We start from the raw sequence: 18,859 nt of genomic DNA on the forward strand, positions 1-18,859 counted from the left end.
TCGTCGAATGTCTGGAGGTCTGATGTCTCCATCCCCCTTCGCCCAGCGCCCCGCGCGCGGCTTCTCTCCGGAAGCAATCGAGCATATGCGCCAACGCTACGAGGACACCGACGAGACGCAGGCGTCCATTGCGGCAGACTTCGGCATCCATAGCAAAACGCTTCGGACGCTGGCGCGCGAACAGGGCTGGAAGCTGCGCAAGGATCGGCCGCCGCGCGATCTGCCCGAAGCCATCCGCCTGAACCTGTTGGCCGATCAGGCGGTGGGTGCTGCAGCCAGCGAAGCGTCGCCCGATCCCGCGATGGTGCCGACGCCCGACGAGGCAGCCGTGTCACCAAATATTGCCGCGAGGCTGGAGCAGGCGGTGGAGAAGGAATTGCGCAAGGTCGAAGCCCTGCGCAATGAATTCGGCAATCCTGCGCATCGCAGCATCGAAGCCGAGCGGACGGCGCGGACGCTGGCCACGCTCACGGAAACCCTGTTCAAGGTGCGCCGGCTCCGCGAGCCGGGCCAAGCGGGCGCCATTGCCGATGACGACATGCCAGCCGATCTCGATGGATTCCGTTGCACGCTTGCGCAGCGCATGGAGGCGTTTGTCCGCAGCCGGGCTGACGGAGAGCTTCCTGCAGAGGCTGAGCCTGCAGACGCAACTGCGCCTGCATCATGATTTCGCATGTTTCGCGCATCCGCATCAGGAATGCGGCGCGACCGGTAACAATGGCGGGCCGTGGACGACCTGGCTGATGCTGGGCGGTCGCGGTGCCGGCAAGACGCGCACCGGCGCCGAATGGGTGCGGGCGCTGGTGCATGGCACGCGGCCTTATGCGGATCATGCCTATGGCCGCATCGCATTGGTGGGCGAGACTGCGCATGCTGCCCGCGAGGTGATGGTGGAGGGCGAGTCCGGTCTGCTGCGGGTGTGCCCGCGCAATGAGCGGCCGACATGGACCGCAACGCGCAAGCGGCTCGAATGGCCGAACGGCGCAGTGGGCGAGGTGTTCTCTGCCGACGAGCCGGAGAGCCTGCGCGGCCCACAATTCGAGGCGGCGTGGTGCGACGAACTGGCGAAGTGGCGCTATGCCGAAGCGGCATTCGATACGCTGCAATTCGGATTGCGGCTCGGCGCGCGGCCACGGCAATTGATCACCACGACGCCGCGTCCGCTGCCTGTCATCAAGCGGCTGCTGGTCGATCCGCGCACGCGGGTGACGCGGGCGCCGACGGTGGCCAACAAGGATTATCTGTCGCCCGCCTTTCTCGACGCGGTGGTCGGCCGCTATGCCGGCACGCGGATGGGGCGGCAGGAGCTCGATGGCGAGTTGATCGAGGACCGGCCGGATGCGCTGTGGTCGCGGGCGCTGATCGAGGCGTGCCGCGTGACGGAGCCGCCGGCGCTGTCGAAAATCGTGGTGGCGATCGATCCACCGGGCACCTCGCGCAAGGGCGCGGATGCCTGCGGCATCGTCGCGGTCGGCCGCGCCGAGAGCGGCTGGTTCTATGTGCTGGAAGATGCGTCTGCTGCCGGCATGTCGCCATCCGCCTGGGCGAGCAAGGCTGTGGCGCTGTATCGCCGGCTCAATGCCAACAACATCGTCGCCGAAGTGAATATGGGCGGCGAGATGGTGCGCGCGGTGCTGCGCGAGGTCGATCACACGGTGCCACTGAAGGAAGTGCATGCAACGCGCGGTAAATATCTGCGCGCCGAGCCGGTGGCGGCGCTCTATGAGCAGGGCAAGGTGAAGCATGTCGGCTGTTTCCCCGATCTCGAAGACGAGATGTGCGACTTCGGAGTCGAGGGACTGTCGAGCGGGCGTTCACCTGACAGACTCGACGCCATGGTGTGGGGCATCACCTCGCTGATGAGCAATTTCACCAGCGGCGGGCCGCGCATACGGCTGTTGTGACAATCGGGCGAAGTCACGGAACCATTTCCCCGCTGCCGTCGTTACCTCCATTCACGCAAGCTTTGGGAGAACGACAATGAGACTGACCGAACGCGTCGCGTGTGCGGCCGTGATTGCCGTGCTGGGATCCTTTGCGGGATCGGCGGCCCAGGCTGACCAGACCTTCACGGGGGTCGTCACCATCCTCGATCGCACCACCAGCGAAGTGGTGATCAAGCAGGCGCCGGCTGGCGAGACTGTCGGCGCGAATACGCCGGGCGCGGTGGAGAAATTCAGGCTGCGCACGGTTCCGGAGTCGTTGCATGCCGGCGAGCGCGTCACGGTGACCTATACCGAGAGCAATGGCGTCAAGACGATCAGCAATGTGACCGAGAAGAAGGACTAGGCGATACGGGCGCATGGGCTGCTGCCGCAGGGATGCGGCTGCATCGGACCATGCGCCCGAAATTGCTGGTGCGGGCAGGTTCAATCCTTCAGCACGAACTTCTTGCGGAGTTCCACGGCCACTTCGTCGGCGAGCTGCTGGGCATAGGTAGCGTGTTTCGGCGCGGTGATCACCATCGGCCGCCAGCCGAGCAGGGCATCCCTGCGTACCGATACATAGACGCCGCCGACAACAATGCGCTGGGCGATCATTTCCTCAAGTTCGGCTTCGGTCTTTTCTTCTTTTCCCATAACCGGCTTCCCGTGATGCTCTGAAGCACCCCTCTAGCTAGGGAGGCGTTTCGGAAATGCAGTTCACAAGAATGAGAGACGCCACTATCACAATGTCGCAGGCAATGCTGTCGCATGACAATGCTGTCGCAGTCTGAAGCCTTCGCGGCCGGCGCGCCTGTTCCGCGCGGCGCTCAGCAATAACCGTAATAGCCACAGCCATAGGGCGCGCGGCTGAAGATCGTTTCGGACGGGGTGCCGTAATAGTTGCGGTAATAATAGGAATTCGGCTTGCCGTAATAGCCATGCACGATGGAGGAGATATCCACCTCCGGCGCATATTGCACGATCGGCTCTTCCATCGGTCGTTCGTCCTTGACCACCACCACGCGGCGGCTCTTCACCACCGGCTCGTCGAACAGGCGGCCGATGCGGCCCTGGCCGGCCATGTCAGCGGCCTGCGCGCCCGCGATCAGGGCAGCGGTTGAAATGGCCACGGAAACGGCAAGAGTGAGCAGGCGCAGCATGTCGGAGATCCCCATGATTCGCGGATCATAGCGGAGAACCTTTCACGGATCTTAACGACTCCTGCCTTGCGCAGCGTTGCCTGAATGGCGCCTGCGATCAGAGCGGCGTGCCCCAGGCGCGCGCCGTCTGCAGGATCCAGTCGCGATACAGCGTCAGCGGCGTCACGCCGGTGAGGCCGCCGCAGCCGGCGCTGCTCTTGGCGCCGGTGGACCACGACACCACGCCGATCACGATGTTGCGGCCATTTTGCTGTTGCAGCACGGGCCCGCCGCTGTCGCCGGTGCAGGCGCCGAGGCCGTCGCGTGTGTTGTCGGTCGCGGGATCGACCAGTCTTATCTGCAATTTGCCGGGATGGCTGGTGGAGGTGAGCTGCGCGGCGCGCACGGTGCCGCCGCTCTTGCCGTCGCCGCGCGCGGCAACGCCGATGCCGGCCACGAGATAATTCTGCCCGGCGGCGAAGGGCTCGGTGGGCACGCCGAGCGGCAGCGCGGTCTTGCCGGGCAGGGGATCTGCAAGCTGCAGCAGCGCCACATCGGCGCTGGCGCGATGCGCCCTGATGCCTTCCGCATTGAACTGCGGATGATCGGCGACGCGCTTCACCGCGAGCAATTGCGGCTGCCGCTGGGCGTCATAGAGCACGATCTTGTAACTGGCGCCGGGCGTCACGCAATGCGCCGCCGACAGCACCAGGGTCGGCGCGATCAGTGCGCCGGAACAGAAATTGCCGCGCGAGCCGACAATGGTGATCACCGCGCGGCCGATCTCGTCATCGCGCACGCTGGCGCCGCCGACCAGGGCAGAGGCGGGAATTGAGATGAGCGATGCAAGCGCAATGCTGGCAATGGCGAGAGAACGAATGACGGCGCGTGAGCGCCGCGGCATGCGGGAACCTGTCTGAATCATGGCGGGGATGTCAGCCCCGCGGACCCGCGATGTCAATGCACTGATTGGTCACACGCGCCTCACGGAGAATCCCCATGTCCGCCATTCTGCTGGTGCCGCCGGCCAGCGAACCGCTGTCGCTTGCCGAGGCCAGACAATTTCTGCGTGTCGACCACGCCGACGATGATGCGGTCATTACCGCGCTGATCGCCGCCGCCCGCGCGCATGTGGAAGCGCTCACGCGCCGCGCGCTGCTGACGCAGACCTGGCGGTTCGTGCTGGATACATGGCCGGCGGATGGGCGCATCGCCCCGCGCATTGGCCCGCTGCAGACGCTGCTTGCGGTGCGGGTGTTCGATGCGGCCGGCGCGGCCCATGCGCTGGAGGTCGAGAGTTTCGTCGTCGACACTGCTGCGAATGTCATCGCGGCGCCGTGCTGGGCGCTGCCCGCACCGGGCTGCAGTGTCGCCGGCATCGAGCTCGACGTGATCTGCGGCTTCGGCGCGCTTGCGAGCGATGTGCCGGCGGATCTCATTCATGCGCTGAAGATCCTGCTGGCGCATTGGTATGACAATCGTGGTCTCGCAGCGATCGGCGGCGCCGCCGTGATGCAGCCTGCGGGTCTGCAGGCGCTGATCGCGCCGTATCGGGGGCTGTCGCTATGATCGATCCCGGACGGTTGAAGACGCGGCTGGTGATCGAGGCGCCCATCGAGGCCGATGACGGGCAGGGCGGCGTCGCGCGCAGCTACAGCGCCGTCGCCACCGTCTGGGCCGCGGTGCTGCCGGCGCGCATGACGCGCGCGGTCGAGGCCGACGCCGACGGCGCGCTGGTGCATCTGCGCATCGTCCTGCGCGGCGGCTTCGCGCTGACCCTGCGGCATCGCTTCATCGACGGCGCGAAGATCTACCGCATCACCGCGCTGCGCGAGATCGACGAGCGCAGATTCGTCGAGATCGACGCCGAGTGGCGCATCGACTGACCCTTACCCTCCCCTGGAGGGGGAGGGTCGTCACGTGCGTAGCGCGTGGCGGGGTGGGGTGAATGTTCATCGACGATGCTTGTGGCTTCACCCCACCCCGATGCTCGCTGACGCTTCGCATCGACCCTCCCCCTCCAGGGGAGGGTAAGCCAGAAGGATCATCTCATGCCCACAGCTCACGTCGCCTTGCGCGCGGCGATCTTCGATGCGCTCAAGGCCGACCCCGCGCTGGGTTTCGCGCTCGGCGGTCACCGCGTCTATGACGAACCGCCGGCCAATGTGGCGTTTCCCTATGTCACGCTCGGCGATGCGCGCATCGTCGATGTCTCCGCCGATGACGGCCAGGTGCAGGAGCATCAGCTCACGCTGCATGCCTGGTCGCGGCAGGGCGGCCACAAGGAGGCGCATGTCATCACCGGCGCGCTGCTGCAGGCGCTGGACGACGCGCCGCTGACGCCGGACGGCCACCGGCTGGTCAATCTGCGCTTTGCCATCGCCGATATCCGGCGCGAGGCCGATGGCCGGACCTATCACGCCGTGGTGCGGTTTCGCGCGATCACCGAACCGCAGTGATCTTTGCTTGACGCGTTTTCTTGACGCGAACCGGCATCCACTTCGCTTGAAAACGCTATTGTATAAAGGGAGCACGCGATGGGCGCACAGAAGGGCAAGGATCTGCTGATCAAGATCCATAACGGCACGACATTCGTCACGGTGGCGGGGCTGCGCAGCCGGCGCATCGCCTTCAATGCGGAGATCGTCGACATCACCCATGCGGAATCCGTCGATCGCTGGCGCGAGCTGTTGGCCGGTGCCGGCGTGCGGCGCGCGTCGATTTCCGGCCGCGGCCTGTTCAAGGACGGCGCCTCCGATGCGCTGGTGCGGCAGGCGTTCTTCGACGGTACCATCAATAACTGCCAGGTTCTGGTGCCCGATTTCGGCACCATCACCGGGCTGTTCCAGATCGCCAGTCTCGAATTCGCCGGCGAGCACAATGGCGAAGTGAGCTTCGATCTCGCGCTCGAGTCTGCGGGCGCGCTGACCTTTGCCGCGGTGTGACCCTTACCCTCCTCTGGAGGGGGGAGGGTCGTCACGTGCGTAGCACGTGGCGGGGTGGGGTGAATGTTCATCGACGGTGCTTGTGGTTTCACCCCACCCCGTCTCGCATTGCGCTTCGCGCGCTGCTCACCGACCCTCCCCCTTCAGGGGAGGGTAAGAACGGAGATCATCATGCCGAACAGATTGCGCGGCGAGATCGCCGCCGAACTCGGCGGCCGCAGCCATACGCTGGTGCTGACGCTCGGCGCGCTGGCGGAGCTCGAAAGCGCATTCGGCGCCGACGATCTCGCGGCACTGGCCGAACGTTTCGGCTCCGGGCGGATGTCGGCGCGTGATCTCATCCGCATCATCGGCGCCGGATTGCGCGGGGCAGGCGAGGCGCTCAGTGACGACGAGGTCGCGGCCATGACCGTGCCGGGCGGGGCAGCAGGCTTTGTCGGCATTGCCGCCGAATTGATATCAGCGACCTTCACCGATACGCCGCAGGCCGTGCGATGACACCGCCTGCGCCCTTTCCATGGGCCGAGGCGATGCAATTCGGTTTCGGCGTGCTGCGGCTGTCGCCCGATGCGTTCTGGCGGATGACGCCGCGTGAACTGGCGCATGCCATCGCGGCGGTGCGCGGCCCTGTATCCACGCCGATGGATCGCGGCGCGCTCGACGCACTGATGAAACAGTTTCCGGATTCCGGGGAGGCCTTGCATGAGTGACGCCAGTGACCTCTCCGCGGCGTCCGGCACGCTCGACGGTATGACGGTGAAGACCGCCGGTCTGACATCGGCCGCGACGACTTTCTCCAAAGTCATGACCCAGGCATTTTCGAGCTCGGTCGCATCGGGCCAGAAGTTCGACGACGTGCTGAAATCGCTGGCGCTGAAAATGTCGGATCTGGCGGCGAAATCGGCGCTGCAGGCCAGCGCGGGCGCGATGTCATCGAGCATTTCCTCGCTGGTCTCGAGCCTGTTCGGCGGCGCGGGCAAGGCTGGTGTCAGCAGTCCGGTGAAGGCGTTCGCGTCGGGCGGCGTGATCGGCACGCCCAGCTATTTCCCGATGCCTGGCGGCGGCACCGGTCTGGCCGGCGAGTCCGGGCCGGAAGCGATCATGCCGCTGCAACGTGCCGCGGACGGCAGCCTCGGTGTCGCCACGCAGGGCGGTGGCAACACCATCCATGTGCAGATCGCGACGCCGGATCTCGACGGCTTCCGTCGTTCGGAGAGCTACGTCACCGGCCAGATCGCCCGTGCGGTCGCGCGCGGGCAGCGCAGTCTGTGATGGATAGCGTGCGATCTGCTTACCCTCCCCTGGAGGGGGAGGGTCGTCACGTGCGCAGCGCGTGACGGGGTGGGGTGACTGTTCATCGACGGTACTTGTGGCTTTACCCCACCCCGTCTCTCATCGCGCTTCGCGCGCCGATCGTCGACCCTCCCCCTCCAGGGGAGGGTGAAGGAAGAGTCTCATGACAGTCTTTCACGACACCCTGTTTCCGCTCGATATCGCGCTGAAAAGCGCAGGCGGACCGGAGCGGCGCACGGAGATCGTGTCGTTCGGCTCAGGCCGAGAGGAGCGCAACGCACGCTGGGCGCATTCGCGCCGCCGCTACGATGCAGGCTACGGCATCAGGACGCTGGCGGCGCTGCAGAGTGTCGTGGCGTTCTTCGAGGAGCGGCGAGGACGACTGCACGGCTTTCGCTGGCGCGACCGGCTCGATCAGACCTCGAACATATCAGGCGAAGCGATTTCGCCGTTGGATCAAGGCATCGGGATCGGCGACGGTGCGACCGCCTCGTTTCAATTGATGAAGACCTATGGCAGCAGTTTTGCGCCATATCAGCGGCCGATCACCAAGCCCGTCGACGGCAGCGTGCGCATTGCTGTTGCCGGCGACGAGATCGCGAGCAGTGCCTTCAGCTGCGATGTGACGACGGGGCTCGTGACATTCGCCAGCGGGCATATTCCTGGGGCGGGTGCCGCGATCACGGCCGGCTTCCAGTTCGATGTGCCCGTGCGTTTCGATACCGACTATCTCGAAGTCGATCTGTCGGCCTTCGCCGCCGGCGCAATCCCGAAAATTCCGCTGGTGGAGATCAGGATTTAGCGGGCGCATCGGTCGTGAGGGGGGCGGACTATCAGTCGGTGGTCTCGCCGTGCAGTTCGAGTTTGTAGCTGTCGGTGTTCTCGAAATTGACCGTGACCTTCTTGCCCTCGAAAGCCAGCGTCCAGGACTGCATTTCGCTGTGGCCGAGAATACGGCGCTCGACGACAAAAGTATTGGCGTTCGTCCATCGTCCGCGGACCGCATCGACACCGTAGCTGACGGGAGAACCGGTCCGGAAGTTGCCGTCAAGTCCAAGTGGACCGGTGAAGCGGCGGGTCTGCTCGGGCTTGCCGGTGACGGTGGTGATCTCCCATGACGGGCTGTCGCCGACCAGGGTCAGGCTGAACGTCCCGACCCGGATTGCATTGTTGGTGAAGCGGTAGGTCTTGCCGGAGACGTCTTTGGCCAGATCCGGCGTCAGGCCGAGCGGTGACGGCCGCGACGTTGCCGCGTTGCGGATCGATGCGGCCAGCAGGGCCTGCGCAACGGGATCGTCGGGCAGGGCGCTCTCGGATTTCACCGCGCCGGCGATGTCGTCGATCAGACGGCGGGTCGGATAGAATTCATCCTTGCGCATGCTGCCGGTCAACACGGCGACAATATCGAGTTTCGGCAAAACCATGATCAGCTGCGAGTGCAGACCACGCGCCATATAGGCGCCTTTCTCAGGGATCGACCACCACAGATTGGCGTAATGATTGTCGGCAGTTGCGACGATCTTGCCCTCGGCCGCGCGATCGACCCATGACGGCGGAACGATCTCGCGGCCTTCCCAGACACCGTTTTGCAGATAGAGATAGCCGATCTTTGCCATGTCATGCGGCGGGATATAGAGCCCGGCTTCGCCATCGGTCACGCCCTGTGCGTCGGGGCGGCCCCAGTCGATGTCGGTAATGCCCAGCGGTCCGAACAATTCGCGCTTGGCGAATTCGAGCGCGTTCTGTCCCGTCTTCTTGTTGATCAGCGCGGAGAGCAGATAGGGATTGCCGCTGTTGTAATAGAACCGCTCGCCCGGCGCGCGGCTCATCTCCTGGCCGAGCACGAATTCGGTCGGATTTTTGCTGCGATACATCCGGTCAAGCGTTTCGTCGGATGTATAGGCTTCCTCCTTCCAGGCGATGCCGGAAGTCATGTCGAGCAGATGCTGGATCGTAATGGCCTTCTTGCGATAATCCAGTTTGTCGATCTGGTTGTCGGTGAACAGATCGACGACCGGGTGATCGACACTGTCGAGTATCCCGTTTCTCAATGCGATGGCGATCAGCGTCCCGGTGACGCTCTTGGTCACCGAGCGTAGATCGTGGCGCAGGCCGGCGACATAAGGCGCGTAATAGGCATCGGCGACCAGCTTGCCATGGCGGACGATCAACAGGCTGTCCTGCTGGCGTGCGCCGACGGTATCGATCAATTGGGCGAGCCTGCCGGAATCCATCCCTTGCGATTCCGGCGTTGCGACCTGCCAGCCCTTGGTCGGCCATGGCGGCGGCGTCGCCGGCGTTTCGTCCGGCGCACCTGCTGCGCGAATGACGGTCGCGGGAGTAACGATCAGTGTGACGATTGCCGCGAGCACGGCGATCCCGGCAAGGCGTTGTCGCAGCATCCGTCCGCTCCCTGTGCCCGGCTTGTTGCATGCCGGTACTGTGAGAACAATTAGAGCGCGAAGGATGGTCGCGCGCAACGACGACGTTTCAGGATTCAACCATGCGCAGCATCCCGGCGTCCCTGCAGACCAAACTCGATTCCGGCGTCACCACGCTGGCGCAGGTCTGGAAACTGACGCGGCGCGATGGCGTCGTTGCGGGCTTCACCGATCATGACTGCGATCTCGTCATGGATGGCGTCACTTATCGCGCGGGCACCGGGCTCGCCGCGTCGGAAGCCACGAGCCGCTTCGATCTGTCGGTGGACGGCGGCGATATCGCCGGTGCACTGGACGACGACATTCTCACCGACGCCGATCTCGCGGCGGGGCGCTACGATGCTGCGCAGGTGGAGACCTGGCTGGTGGACTGGAGCGACACATCACTCCGCGTGCTCACGGCACGCGGCACCCTGGGCGAAGTGAAACGTGAGGGGAGCGCATTCATCGCCGAATTGCGCGGGCTGGCGGCGCTGCTGTCGCAGGAGAGCGGGCGGCTTTATACGGCGCGGTGCGGTGCCGATCTCGGCGACGGAAAATGCCGCATCAATCTCGCAGGCTGGCGGGGCACTGGTGCGGTCGAGGCGCTCGAGGGCGTGTCGATGTTTTCCGCGAGTGGCCTCGGTGCCTTCGCAGATGATCTGTTCACCGCGGGGCGTCTGACATGGACGAGCGGCGGCAATGCCGGGCTCGCCATGGAAGTAAAGCAGCACCGCGTCACGCCGGGCCATGTGCGACTGTCGCTGTGGCAGGCTATGGCGGAGCCGGTTGCAGCCGGTGATGCATTCACCGTCACCGCCGGCTGCGACAAGACGCTGGCGACGTGCCGCGATCGCTTCGGCAATGTCGATAATTTTCGCGGCTTCCCTGACATTCCCGGCAACGACTTCGTCATGAGCTATCCGACGCCCGGGATGGGTGGGGGATGAGTGGGTGAGCGAGTGGCCGATATGCGCGAGCTCACGCGAATGTCGCCTGCAATTATTCTGGAGAAAGTTTCGGTTTCGATCAGGAGGGCGTTTCGGGCAGGGCCCGGCGCCATACATTGTTGCTCACTTGCCGCCAGTGACATCGAGGAACGTGCCGGTGACGAAGGACGCCTCGGCGCTTGCCAGCCACAGGATCGCCCGCGCAACCTCTTCAGGCTGACCGCCTCTACCCATCGGGATCGAGTCCTTGACGCGATCCACTCGTCCCGGCTCTCCGCCGCTGGCATGCATGTCAGTGTAGATGTGCCCCGGGCGAACGCAGTTGACGCGTATCCCATCCCGCGCGACTTCCTTGGCGAAGCCGGTCGTGAATGTCTCGACGGCGCCCTTCGATGCAGCGTAGTCGACATATTCGCCGGGGCTGCCGAGCCGGGCCGAAGCCGACGAGATGTTGATCACGGAGCCGCCCCGCCCGTTGTGGCGATACGACATTCGCTTTGCGGCTTGCTGTGCACAGAGGATAGGACCGATCGCATTGACCGCGAAGATGCGCTGCATCCGCTCGAATCCGAGATCTTCCAGCCGGGACTGCCGCGCAAGCATCGCGGCGTTGTTGACCAGCACGTCGATCCGGCCGAACTTTCGGTCGATCGCGGCGAATAATTGAGCGACCTGCTCTGGATCTGCGCTATCTGCGCGGACCGTCAAAGCCCGGCGCCCTGCAGTTTCGACATCAGCCGCCACCGCAAGGGCGGCAGACTCGTTGGAGACGAAGCTGATCGCGACATCGTAACCTTGCGCGGCAGCAAGCCGCGCCGTCGCGGCGCCTACGCCACGACTTCCACCCGTTATCAGAATGAGCGGCGTCTGCGAGACTGTATCCATCTAACGAACCTTCATGTGATGGTGAAATAATAATCTAGGGCTGTCCGGATGAGTGCGATGCCAGACCGATTTCGACGTCATCGCTCAGATGCTTTGAGAGTGCGATCATGAACGGGCAGATCGCCAGCGCCGTCATTGCGGTCGCGGCCGTTGCCATTGCAGGTCCGAACGCGTCGCCCAGAAAACCATAGAGAACCGGGGCACTGGCGCCCGCGCCGATGGTGCCGGTATAAAACAAAGCGAATGCACGCTCCGTGCGATCGGCTGGAGTTATTTCGGGGACCGTTCCATACAGCACCGATGACGTGCCGTTGAGCATCACACCCAGCGCCGGCAGAACGACGATAACCGGGATGAGCGGCAGCACCAGAACGCCGAGGATCAGCAGCGCAGTGGCAACTTCGGTGAAGAGAACGGTGCGCCGGGTGCCGATCCTGTCGCCGAGCCAGCCGCAAGCGAACTTGCCGGCGGCTCCGCCGATGAAGAGAAGTGCCAGAGCAAAACCGCTGGTGGGAAGCGAGGCTCCTTTTTCAATCAGGAGAAATGGCAGAAAGGTGAGAAAGCCCATTCGGACGGCGCTATCGAGCATTCCGATCGCCAGGAGCCAATAGAATCCGCCCCGACTTCGACCGCTCTTGCTGGATCGTTCCTTCGCATCTGCTGCATGCCCGATGCCCACGGCCGGCATCCACACCGCCATGGCGACAGACACGGCGATGCCGGCGATAGCGAGCGTAAATACGGCATGGCGCCAGGCGATGGTGACAAGCAGCAGAGACATGAGCGCCGGGATGGCCGCCTTTCCGAGATCGCCTGTGAAATTGTAGATGCCGAGCGGCCTGCGCGCAGCACGCCCATAAGCCCGTGAAACGGCGGCGGACGCCAAAGGGTGTTGGGTGCTCGAGCCTGCGCCTGCCAATGCGAGCGCAAAGCTCAGTCCGACGATGCCACCGGAGATGCCCGCGAGAGCGTAGCCCAACGCCGACAGCGCCGTGCCGCAGCAGAGAATGAGTTTGGCATCGATCCGCTCCGCCAGATGCCCTGCCGGAATCTGCAGACATGCCATGGTGCCGGAATAAAGACCGCGAAAGATCGCAAGGACGCTATAGCTCAGCGCAAACTCGGTCTGCCAGATCGGCAGCAATACATAGATCGCGTCCGTGAAGCCGTCGTGCAAAGCGTGGTTGAGCCCGGTCAGCGCAAGCGTTCGTGCGGCGCGTGTCCGGTTCGCAGGAGCCTTAGTGGTCGTGGTCTCGTGGTGGGTCATGTGCTGTTTCTTGGGTCTTCCGGCGTACGCGCTGCATTCGCAGAAAATCTGAAGATTGATGCGCCAGAGCTGGTGTCTGGCGTGCAAAGCGCTGCTAAAGTCACTCTGAACGAGACTTCAGGCCGTCACAAATCAGTAATACTCAGGTCGTGGGTTAGAAATTCTCAAGCATGTCCACCTTTGTCCCGCGCCGTAGCCTGCCGCCGCTGAATGCGGTCCGCGCCTTCGAAGCCGCCGCCCGCCTCGGCAGTCTGAAGGAGGCGGCCGTTGAGCTCAGCGTGACCCACGGCGCTGTCAGTCAGCAGATCCGGCTCCTGGAAGACTGGCTGGGTGCTCCGGCGCTGTTTCGGCGTTCGGTCCGCCGGGTCGTGCTGACGCCTGCCGGCGCAGCGCTGCTTACCGAATTCGGGCCGGCGCTCGATCGTATTTCGGCTGCCGTGCAGCAGCATCGAACCAGACGGCATGACGCGCCATCCATCGTGCTGCATGTGAACGCGCTCGCAACTTTCAGTCTGCGATGGCTGTTGCGACGCATGGGCGCTTTTCGGAGCGAGCATCCCGACATCGAGGTCCGCCTGAGCACGTCGAATGAGACGATCGACGCGCTGGCAGAGCCGTTCGATGTCGTGATCAGAGGTGGCCCGGATACTTTCCCCGGTTACACCTCGCGTTTCCTGTTCGGGGAGCGGCGGCTGCCGGTGTGCAGTCCGACCATCCTGGACCGGGCGCCGCTGACCGATATCGGCGACCTGTCGCGCCACACGCTGCTTCACGTCTCGTCGATGGCGCGGCTATGGCGCGACTGGCTGGCCGAGGCCGGAGAGCCCGCCCTTCGCCCGGAGGCATCCCTGACCTTCGATCATTTCTATCTGACCATACAGGCCGCGATCGACGGACTCGGCGTGGCGATGGGTCCGACCGCATTGGTCGCCGATGATCTCGCGGCCGGGCGATTGATGACGCCGTTTCCGGACATCAGTCTCTCGGCGCGAAGCTACTTCGCCTATCTGCCGGACGCGCGACGGACCGATCCGCATATCGCCGTGTTCTGCGACTGGCTCGAGCAACAAGGCCGCGATCTCGTCCGCAGCTAGAGCCTTATTGGTTCTGATTGAATCAGAACCAGGCTCCAGCTTTTTGGTTTGACGCGTTTTCTTGACGCGAACCGGTCTCCACTTCGCTCGAAAACGCACTCGCGTCGATAACACCGTCGCTGTCATGAACCGCCGGGGCAAGGCGCGAGGATCCGGCGGATGAGCGCGATCAATCCGTTCCCTGCAGGGTGACGGATGGTGCGTGGGTTGCATGTGATGCGGCGGCATCGATCCGCTGCAGGGCGATATAGTGCACGATCACGAAACAGGCGATCGCGGCGGCATAGAGCAAACGTTCGAGCAACACCATCGATGATCCGTCCGGATGAGAGACGCGCCTGTCGTGGACCCATCATCGATGAAGCCGTGATATCAAGCGTCCTACGAATGACGGATGCGCGTTCACATTCATCTGTTGCGCGCGTTGCCATGTTTCGACGTGAGAGACATCGAACCATGGCGCGCACCCATAGATTGAACTTGATCGGTGCGGGCGTGACCAATGTCCGCTGTGCTTCGGTAGTAATGAAATTCTGCTCCGCAGCGAATGATGCAATGTGCCAATCGGTGATATCACCGGCTTCGCGTGCCGGTCTCGAAAGGCTTTGTTAAGCGTCTTTCGTTGCGCGAGCGACACACGCCGCATGTTTGTTAGTTAGAACACGCTCCAGTTTATTGTCGGATTGAGTTAGCTCATTTACCGTCGCAACTATTCTTCGCGGATTGCACGCCTCAAGATTCGCATCCTCGAACCGTGCGGACCCGAGCGAAACTGGAACGAGCATCATGCGCGAATGCGTGGTTGAAGTAGCAATCCGACGACAACCAGATGACATGCGGCGCGTGAGTGCGGAACGGGCTCGGCTCCCCGCCGCGCGCAAACGCACCCAATTGCTTCGCTTGCTGCTGACGAGCGCGTCGGCAACGGCGCTGATGGCCTTGTGCACTGAGTCTGCCTCCGCTCAAAACATATGGACCGGCGCGACCAGCAATGACTGGACGGTCGGGAGCAACTGGACGGGCGGAGCCCCCCCCCATCCCGGGTCAAGGCGTCAACATTGATGTTGTGTCGCCAAATGCGACCATCCTCGGCGTTAACGGGCCGGTGAGCGTCTCGGTAGGCGCGACGTCCATCGGCACCATCAATGGACCGTTCGGCAATCTGACGATCCAGAACGGCAGTACGCTGACAAGCACTGCTACCTCGCGAATCGCAATTGCGCCCGGAAGCGCCGGCGTCGTTACCGTTACCGGACCCGGGTCGCGATGGAACATCCCCATCCAGACTTTTTATATTGGCTTTTCGGGCACCGGCACGCTCAACATTCAGAACGGCGGAGCAGTCGTCGCGGGAAGCAACACGATCCTTGGCGGTAGCGCCTCGGCTTCCGGCACGCTCAACATTGGTAGCGGCGGCACGTTGCAGGCTCTAACCCTGCGCGGAGGCCCCGGCGCGAGCCAGGCCAATTTCGACAACGGCATTCTGCGCGCCAGCGCCAGCAGCGCGACCTTCATCAATGGATTTTCGGGCACCAAGCTCAACCTTCTCGCCGGCGGGCTGACCATCGATACCAACGGCTTCGCCGTGGGCACCGACGCGACATCAGCCCTCACCGGCATCGGCGGATTGACCGTGACCGGCGGCAGCGTATTCAGCCTGCTGGCCAACAGCCCCTATGCCGGCCAAACGTGGATTCAGGCCGGCAGCGGCCTCGCTTTGTCGGGCGCCGGCGCCATCGCCAATTCCAGCCGGGTCATCGCTGACGGCGCCTTCAATGTCTCGGGTATCACGGCGGCCGGCACAAGCATACAGAGCCTGGCGGGAAGCGGGGCCGTCGCGCTCGGCGCAAACAACCTGACCATCACCAATGCGAACGACCTGTTCTCCGGTATCATCTCCGGCACCGGTGGGCTGACGGTCAGCGGCGGCAAGCAGACCCTTTCCGGCGTCAACACCTATACCGGTGGCACTACGGTGAGCGGCGGCACGCTCAGCGTCAACGGCAGCGTCTGCGGCGCCATGACTGTGTTGGCCGGCGGCACGCTGCAAGGCACCGGCACGGTCTGCGACACGTCGAACGCGGGTATCGTCGCGCCCGGTAACTCCATCGGAACGCTCACTGTCGCCGGCAACTACACCGGCAATGGCGGAACGTTGCAGATCGAGACGGTGCTCGGGGGCGACGCCTCGCCGACCGACCGGCTTGTCGTCACCGGCAACACCGCGGGCAGCACCAATGTGCGGGTGATCAATGTCGGCGGCGGCGGCGCGCAGACCGTCGAAGGCATCAAGATCATCGATGTCGGCGGCGCGTCGAACGGCGCGTTCTCGCTGCTTGGCGATTATGTGATCCAGGGTCAGCAGGCGGTGGTCGGCGGCGCCTATGCCTATACGCTGCAGAAGAACGGCGTCAGCACGCCGACCGATGGCGACTGGTATCTGCGCTCCAGCCTGATCAATCCCCCGCCGGCTGCACCGGCTGGTCCCCTCTATCAGCCCGGCGTTCCGCTGTACGAAAACTATGCGCAGGTGCTGCTCGGCATGAACGAGCTGCCGACCATGCAGCAGCGCGTCGGCAATCGCTATTGGGGCGGCAGCGATGCCATGGCGCGCGCCGGTGTCGCGCTGGCGCCAGGCGAGGTATCGCAGACGCCAACGGCGTTCTGGGGCCGCATCGAAGGCGGCCAATCCGATTTGCAGCCCTCGACCACGACAGGCTCCACCACCAAAGCCGACCAGTTGAAAGTGCAGGCGGGCCTCGACGGTCTCCTGATGGAGAACGAGCGCGGAAGGCTGATCGTCGGTCTCACCGGGCAATATGGCCTGACAACCGCCAATATCGCATCGGCCTTCGGCAATGGCCGGATCCGCGTCGAAGGTTCGGGTGTCGGCGGCACGCTGACATGGTTCGGCGACAACGGCTTCTATGTCGACGGCCAGGCGCAATCGATGTTCTACCGCAGCGATCTCTCCTCGGTGCTGGCCGGAGCCATGACGCATGGCAACGAAGGCGTTGGCTATGCCTTCAGCGCTGAAACCGGCAAGCGGTTCTTTGTCGGCAACGGCTGGTCGCTGACGCCGCAGGCGCAGCTGTCCTATTCGAAGGCCGAGTTCGATCGCTTCACCGATCGGTTCGGCGCCCCGGTGTCGCTGCGCGACGGCGACAGCCTGCTCGGCCGCGCCGGACTTGCGCTCAACCACCAGAAGACCTGGAACGACGGCGCAGGCATCGTGCGCTCGGATATCTACGGCATCGGCAACCTGCGCTACGAGTTCCTCGACGGCACCCGTGTCGATGTCGCCGGCACCGGCTTCGCCAGCGCGCAAGACCGGCTGTGGGGCAGCATCGGCGGCGGCGGCACCTATAGCTGGGCCAACGGCCGCTACGCCGTGTTCGGCGAGGTCTCCTATAGCGCGAGCCTCGAGGACGCGGCGGCGAACCGCAGCTACAAGGGCACTGGCGGCTTCCGCATCGTCTGGTGAGCGACCCGATACGACATACTCGCGGCAAACTATCTGGCGTCTACCCGACCACGCGCGTCGCATAGCCGGCGAACAACTTGACCAGATCCGCCTGCCGCCGGGTTCCGGTTTTGTAGAACAGGCGGCTGAGATGCGTCTTGATCGTCGTTTCGGCGACGCCGAGCGCTGCAGCGACCTCCGGCACGCCGCCGACCTGGACGATCGCCAGCAGGACGCGAAGCTCTGACGGTGTGAGCTGGAAAGTCTTGCCAATGAGTTCGGGCGGCGAGGTGGCGTCGATATCCGCCTTGCGCACGAACAAGGCCGCCGTGGCCGAATAGACCAGACCGGCCTGTCGCCGTGCTCCCGATGTCAGCGGCAGGAGATGCGCGACGTATCGTTCGCCAGTGCTGCCGACGAGCGGCATGGCGATTCCGCGCGCGCCGAGCGCGCTGTCGCCTTCACCGGCGACGGCGAGGGCGTCCCGCAAGGCGCGATCGGCCTGGCTGTCGCGAGCACTGAGGCGGCCGGAGGAAGCGCGCAGCACATCCGCTGCATCGAGCATGGCATGGCCGGCAAAGTTGGCATGAACGATGCGCGCAGCGGAATCGACGAGGAACAGGCCGACGCTCAGCCCGTCCAGCGTATCCGCCAGCGTCGCGGCCTCGGCGGCTTTCAGATCGAACATGCGTCCGATCATCACGGCGCGGCGGATATGCGGCGCGATCAGCCGCATCCGGTGACGTGCGCGCTCATCGGCCACGCCGTCACGCTCATGCCGGAACACGCCGAACATGGCGACATTGGTGATCGACTTGTCGAGCACCGAATTGATGCAATCCGCCAGTCCCTGCGGCTGCACCCATTCCTTGTAGAAGCGGGTTTCCCTGAACTCCGCGTAAGGCAGGATGTCCTCGATCCCGATCGGTTCATCGAGCTCCGCGAAGAACTGCACGGTGGTGGTAGGATCGAGCGCAACATATTTGTCGAAATAGGAGCTTTGATAGTCCGAGGAAATGCCGACCACGTGGAGAATATGCCCCGACGGCATGGCTGCATTCTTGGTATAGAGGCTGGCGCCGACGCCGCCGACGAATTGCATCGCGCGCTCGATCGCATTCGTCCAGGACGACGAGTCGAGGACGGTGTCGTAGATGCAGCCGATCAGGTCGCTGAGCTGTTCTGCGCCTTCTGCGAGATCAGGCGATGCGAGCCGGGCGGCCATCGGCCAGAGCGGAGTCACTGACGTCATTTGCAACTATCTCTCGGGAAGGTGGGCATGCACCTTTGCATGCGTGCCTATGCCGGCACGCCGACGATGCGTGATTGGAAAGCTATGTGGTTCCGGCGGCGATGTCGTTGCCGAACGCGCAGAAGCTGTGTTTCAGCGTGCGAAATATTTCCGGATGATGCGCGGAATAAATCGAAAATCGCGGACGTGCGTCGATAGGTCTTTTGATAGCAAAATGACGGCGCTT

22 protein-coding genes are annotated in these 18,859 nt (G+C 64.0%); 14 read left to right on the forward strand and 8 right to left on the reverse strand.

Going from position 1 to position 18,859, the window contains the following annotated elements; genetic code table 11:
• Positions 1–22: 22 nt before the first annotated feature.
• From AB7783_RS04310 to AB7783_RS04320, 3 genes are all read left to right on the forward strand, one after another.
• Positions 23–667: a hypothetical protein gene (locus AB7783_RS04310; protein WP_441276943.1), complete on the forward strand. Its 645-nt coding sequence runs from the start codon at positions 23–25 to the stop codon at positions 665–667.
• A complete protein-coding gene (locus AB7783_RS04315; RefSeq protein ID WP_441276944.1) occupies positions 555–1,904 on the forward strand; it encodes a DNA-packaging protein in 1,350 nt (449 codons plus the stop codon). Before AB7783_RS04310 ends, AB7783_RS04315 begins: the two co-directional genes overlap by 113 nt.
• Before the next feature lie 76 nt (positions 1,905–1,980).
• Positions 1,981–2,289: a hypothetical protein gene (locus AB7783_RS04320; RefSeq protein ID WP_184515533.1), complete on the forward strand. Its 309-nt coding sequence runs from the start codon at positions 1,981–1,983 to the stop codon at positions 2,287–2,289.
• Positions 2,290–2,369: 80 nt separating this feature from the next.
• On the opposite strand, the gene AB7783_RS04325 is transcribed toward AB7783_RS04320, so the two are convergent.
• The 3 genes from AB7783_RS04325 to AB7783_RS04335 all read right to left on the reverse strand — a co-directional run bounded on the left by AB7783_RS04325 (position 2,370) and on the right by AB7783_RS04335 (position 3,968).
• The gene (locus tag AB7783_RS04325) at positions 2,370–2,579 is read right to left on the reverse strand and encodes a hypothetical protein (protein ID WP_089267048.1); all 210 of its coding nucleotides are present in this window, start codon (positions 2,577–2,579) and stop codon (positions 2,370–2,372) included.
• A gap of 173 nt (positions 2,580–2,752) precedes the next feature.
• Complete coding sequence (locus AB7783_RS04330; RefSeq protein ID WP_441276945.1) at positions 2,753–3,100, reverse strand: hypothetical protein; 348 nt, start codon at positions 3,098–3,100, stop codon at positions 2,753–2,755.
• 82 nt (positions 3,101–3,182) lie between these two features.
• Complete coding sequence (locus AB7783_RS04335; protein ID WP_441276946.1) at positions 3,183–3,968, reverse strand: S1 family peptidase; 786 nt, start codon at positions 3,966–3,968, stop codon at positions 3,183–3,185.
• Between the two features lie 95 nt (positions 3,969–4,063).
• Between AB7783_RS04335 and AB7783_RS04340 the strand changes: the two genes are divergently transcribed.
• The 8 genes from AB7783_RS04340 to AB7783_RS04375 all read left to right on the forward strand — a co-directional run bounded on the left by AB7783_RS04340 (position 4,064) and on the right by AB7783_RS04375 (position 8,104).
• On the forward strand, positions 4,064–4,633 hold the full coding sequence (locus AB7783_RS04340; protein WP_441276947.1) for a head-tail connector protein: 570 nt from the start codon (positions 4,064–4,066) through the stop codon (positions 4,631–4,633).
• A complete protein-coding gene (locus AB7783_RS04345) occupies positions 4,630–4,950 on the forward strand; it encodes a head-tail adaptor protein (RefSeq protein ID WP_441276948.1) in 321 nt (106 codons plus the stop codon). Before AB7783_RS04340 ends, AB7783_RS04345 begins: the two co-directional genes overlap by 4 nt.
• Positions 4,951–5,115: 165 nt before the next feature.
• Positions 5,116–5,523, forward strand: coding sequence for a DUF3168 domain-containing protein (locus AB7783_RS04350; RefSeq protein WP_441276949.1), 408 nt, complete (start codon positions 5,116–5,118; stop codon positions 5,521–5,523).
• Between the two features lie 78 nt (positions 5,524–5,601).
• Positions 5,602–6,009, forward strand: coding sequence for a phage major tail protein, TP901-1 family (locus AB7783_RS04355; RefSeq protein WP_089267052.1), 408 nt, complete (start codon positions 5,602–5,604; stop codon positions 6,007–6,009).
• Between the two features lie 171 nt (positions 6,010–6,180).
• Positions 6,181–6,507, forward strand: coding sequence for a gene transfer agent family protein (locus AB7783_RS04360; RefSeq protein WP_441276950.1), 327 nt, complete (start codon positions 6,181–6,183; stop codon positions 6,505–6,507).
• Positions 6,504–6,719, forward strand: a complete 216-nt coding sequence (locus AB7783_RS04365; RefSeq protein WP_441276951.1) for a rcc01693 family protein — start codon at positions 6,504–6,506, stop codon at positions 6,717–6,719. The genes AB7783_RS04360 and AB7783_RS04365 overlap by 4 nt, the downstream gene beginning before the upstream one ends.
• Positions 6,712–7,281: a phage tail tape measure protein gene (locus tag AB7783_RS04370; RefSeq protein ID WP_441276952.1), complete on the forward strand. Its 570-nt coding sequence runs from the start codon at positions 6,712–6,714 to the stop codon at positions 7,279–7,281. The genes AB7783_RS04365 and AB7783_RS04370 overlap by 8 nt, the downstream gene beginning before the upstream one ends.
• A 184-nt stretch (positions 7,282–7,465) precedes the next feature.
• The gene (locus tag AB7783_RS04375) at positions 7,466–8,104 is read left to right on the forward strand and encodes a phage distal tail protein, Rcc01695 family (protein ID WP_441276953.1); all 639 of its coding nucleotides are present in this window, start codon (positions 7,466–7,468) and stop codon (positions 8,102–8,104) included.
• 31 nt (positions 8,105–8,135) lie between these two features.
• On the opposite strand, the gene AB7783_RS04380 is transcribed toward AB7783_RS04375, so the two are convergent.
• Positions 8,136–9,704 (reverse strand): serine hydrolase domain-containing protein, encoded by a 1,569-nt coding sequence (locus AB7783_RS04380; RefSeq protein ID WP_441276954.1) that lies wholly within the window; start codon positions 9,702–9,704, stop codon positions 8,136–8,138.
• Between the two features lie 101 nt (positions 9,705–9,805).
• Between AB7783_RS04380 and AB7783_RS04385 the strand changes: the two genes are divergently transcribed.
• Complete coding sequence (locus AB7783_RS04385) at positions 9,806–10,672, forward strand: DUF2163 domain-containing protein (protein ID WP_441276955.1); 867 nt, start codon at positions 9,806–9,808, stop codon at positions 10,670–10,672.
• A gap of 123 nt (positions 10,673–10,795) precedes the next feature.
• Here the strand turns inward: AB7783_RS04385 and AB7783_RS04390 are convergent, their stop codons facing one another.
• Positions 10,796–11,557, reverse strand: a complete 762-nt coding sequence (locus tag AB7783_RS04390) for an SDR family oxidoreductase (protein ID WP_441276956.1) — start codon at positions 11,555–11,557, stop codon at positions 10,796–10,798.
• 34 nt (positions 11,558–11,591) lie between these two features.
• A complete protein-coding gene (locus AB7783_RS04395) occupies positions 11,592–12,824 on the reverse strand; it encodes an MFS transporter (RefSeq protein ID WP_441276957.1) in 1,233 nt (410 codons plus the stop codon).
• A 170-nt stretch (positions 12,825–12,994) separates the two neighbouring features.
• On the opposite strand from AB7783_RS04395, the gene AB7783_RS04400 reads away from it, so the two are divergent.
• On the forward strand, positions 12,995–13,918 hold the full coding sequence (locus tag AB7783_RS04400; RefSeq protein WP_441276958.1) for a LysR substrate-binding domain-containing protein: 924 nt from the start codon (positions 12,995–12,997) through the stop codon (positions 13,916–13,918).
• A 169-nt stretch (positions 13,919–14,087) separates the two neighbouring features.
• Here the strand turns inward: AB7783_RS04400 and AB7783_RS04405 are convergent, their stop codons facing one another.
• Positions 14,088–14,228 (reverse strand): hypothetical protein, encoded by a 141-nt coding sequence (locus AB7783_RS04405; protein ID WP_441276959.1) that lies wholly within the window; start codon positions 14,226–14,228, stop codon positions 14,088–14,090.
• 795 nt (positions 14,229–15,023) lie between these two features.
• Between AB7783_RS04405 and AB7783_RS04410 the strand changes: the two genes are divergently transcribed.
• Positions 15,024–17,402: an autotransporter family protein gene (locus tag AB7783_RS04410; RefSeq protein ID WP_441276960.1), complete on the forward strand. Its 2,379-nt coding sequence runs from the start codon at positions 15,024–15,026 to the stop codon at positions 17,400–17,402.
• Positions 17,403–17,442: 40 nt separating this feature from the next.
• Here AB7783_RS04410 and AB7783_RS04415 read toward each other — a convergent pair whose 3' ends face one another.
• The gene (locus AB7783_RS04415; RefSeq protein WP_441276961.1) at positions 17,443–18,633 is read right to left on the reverse strand and encodes a helix-turn-helix transcriptional regulator; all 1,191 of its coding nucleotides are present in this window, start codon (positions 18,631–18,633) and stop codon (positions 17,443–17,445) included.
• Positions 18,634–18,859: the final 226 nt, after the last annotated feature.

Origin of the sequence: Tardiphaga sp. 172_B4_N1_3 (genome assembly GCF_052076035.1) — a bacterium.
Classification (GTDB): domain Bacteria; phylum Pseudomonadota; class Alphaproteobacteria; order Rhizobiales; family Xanthobacteraceae; genus Tardiphaga; species Tardiphaga robiniae.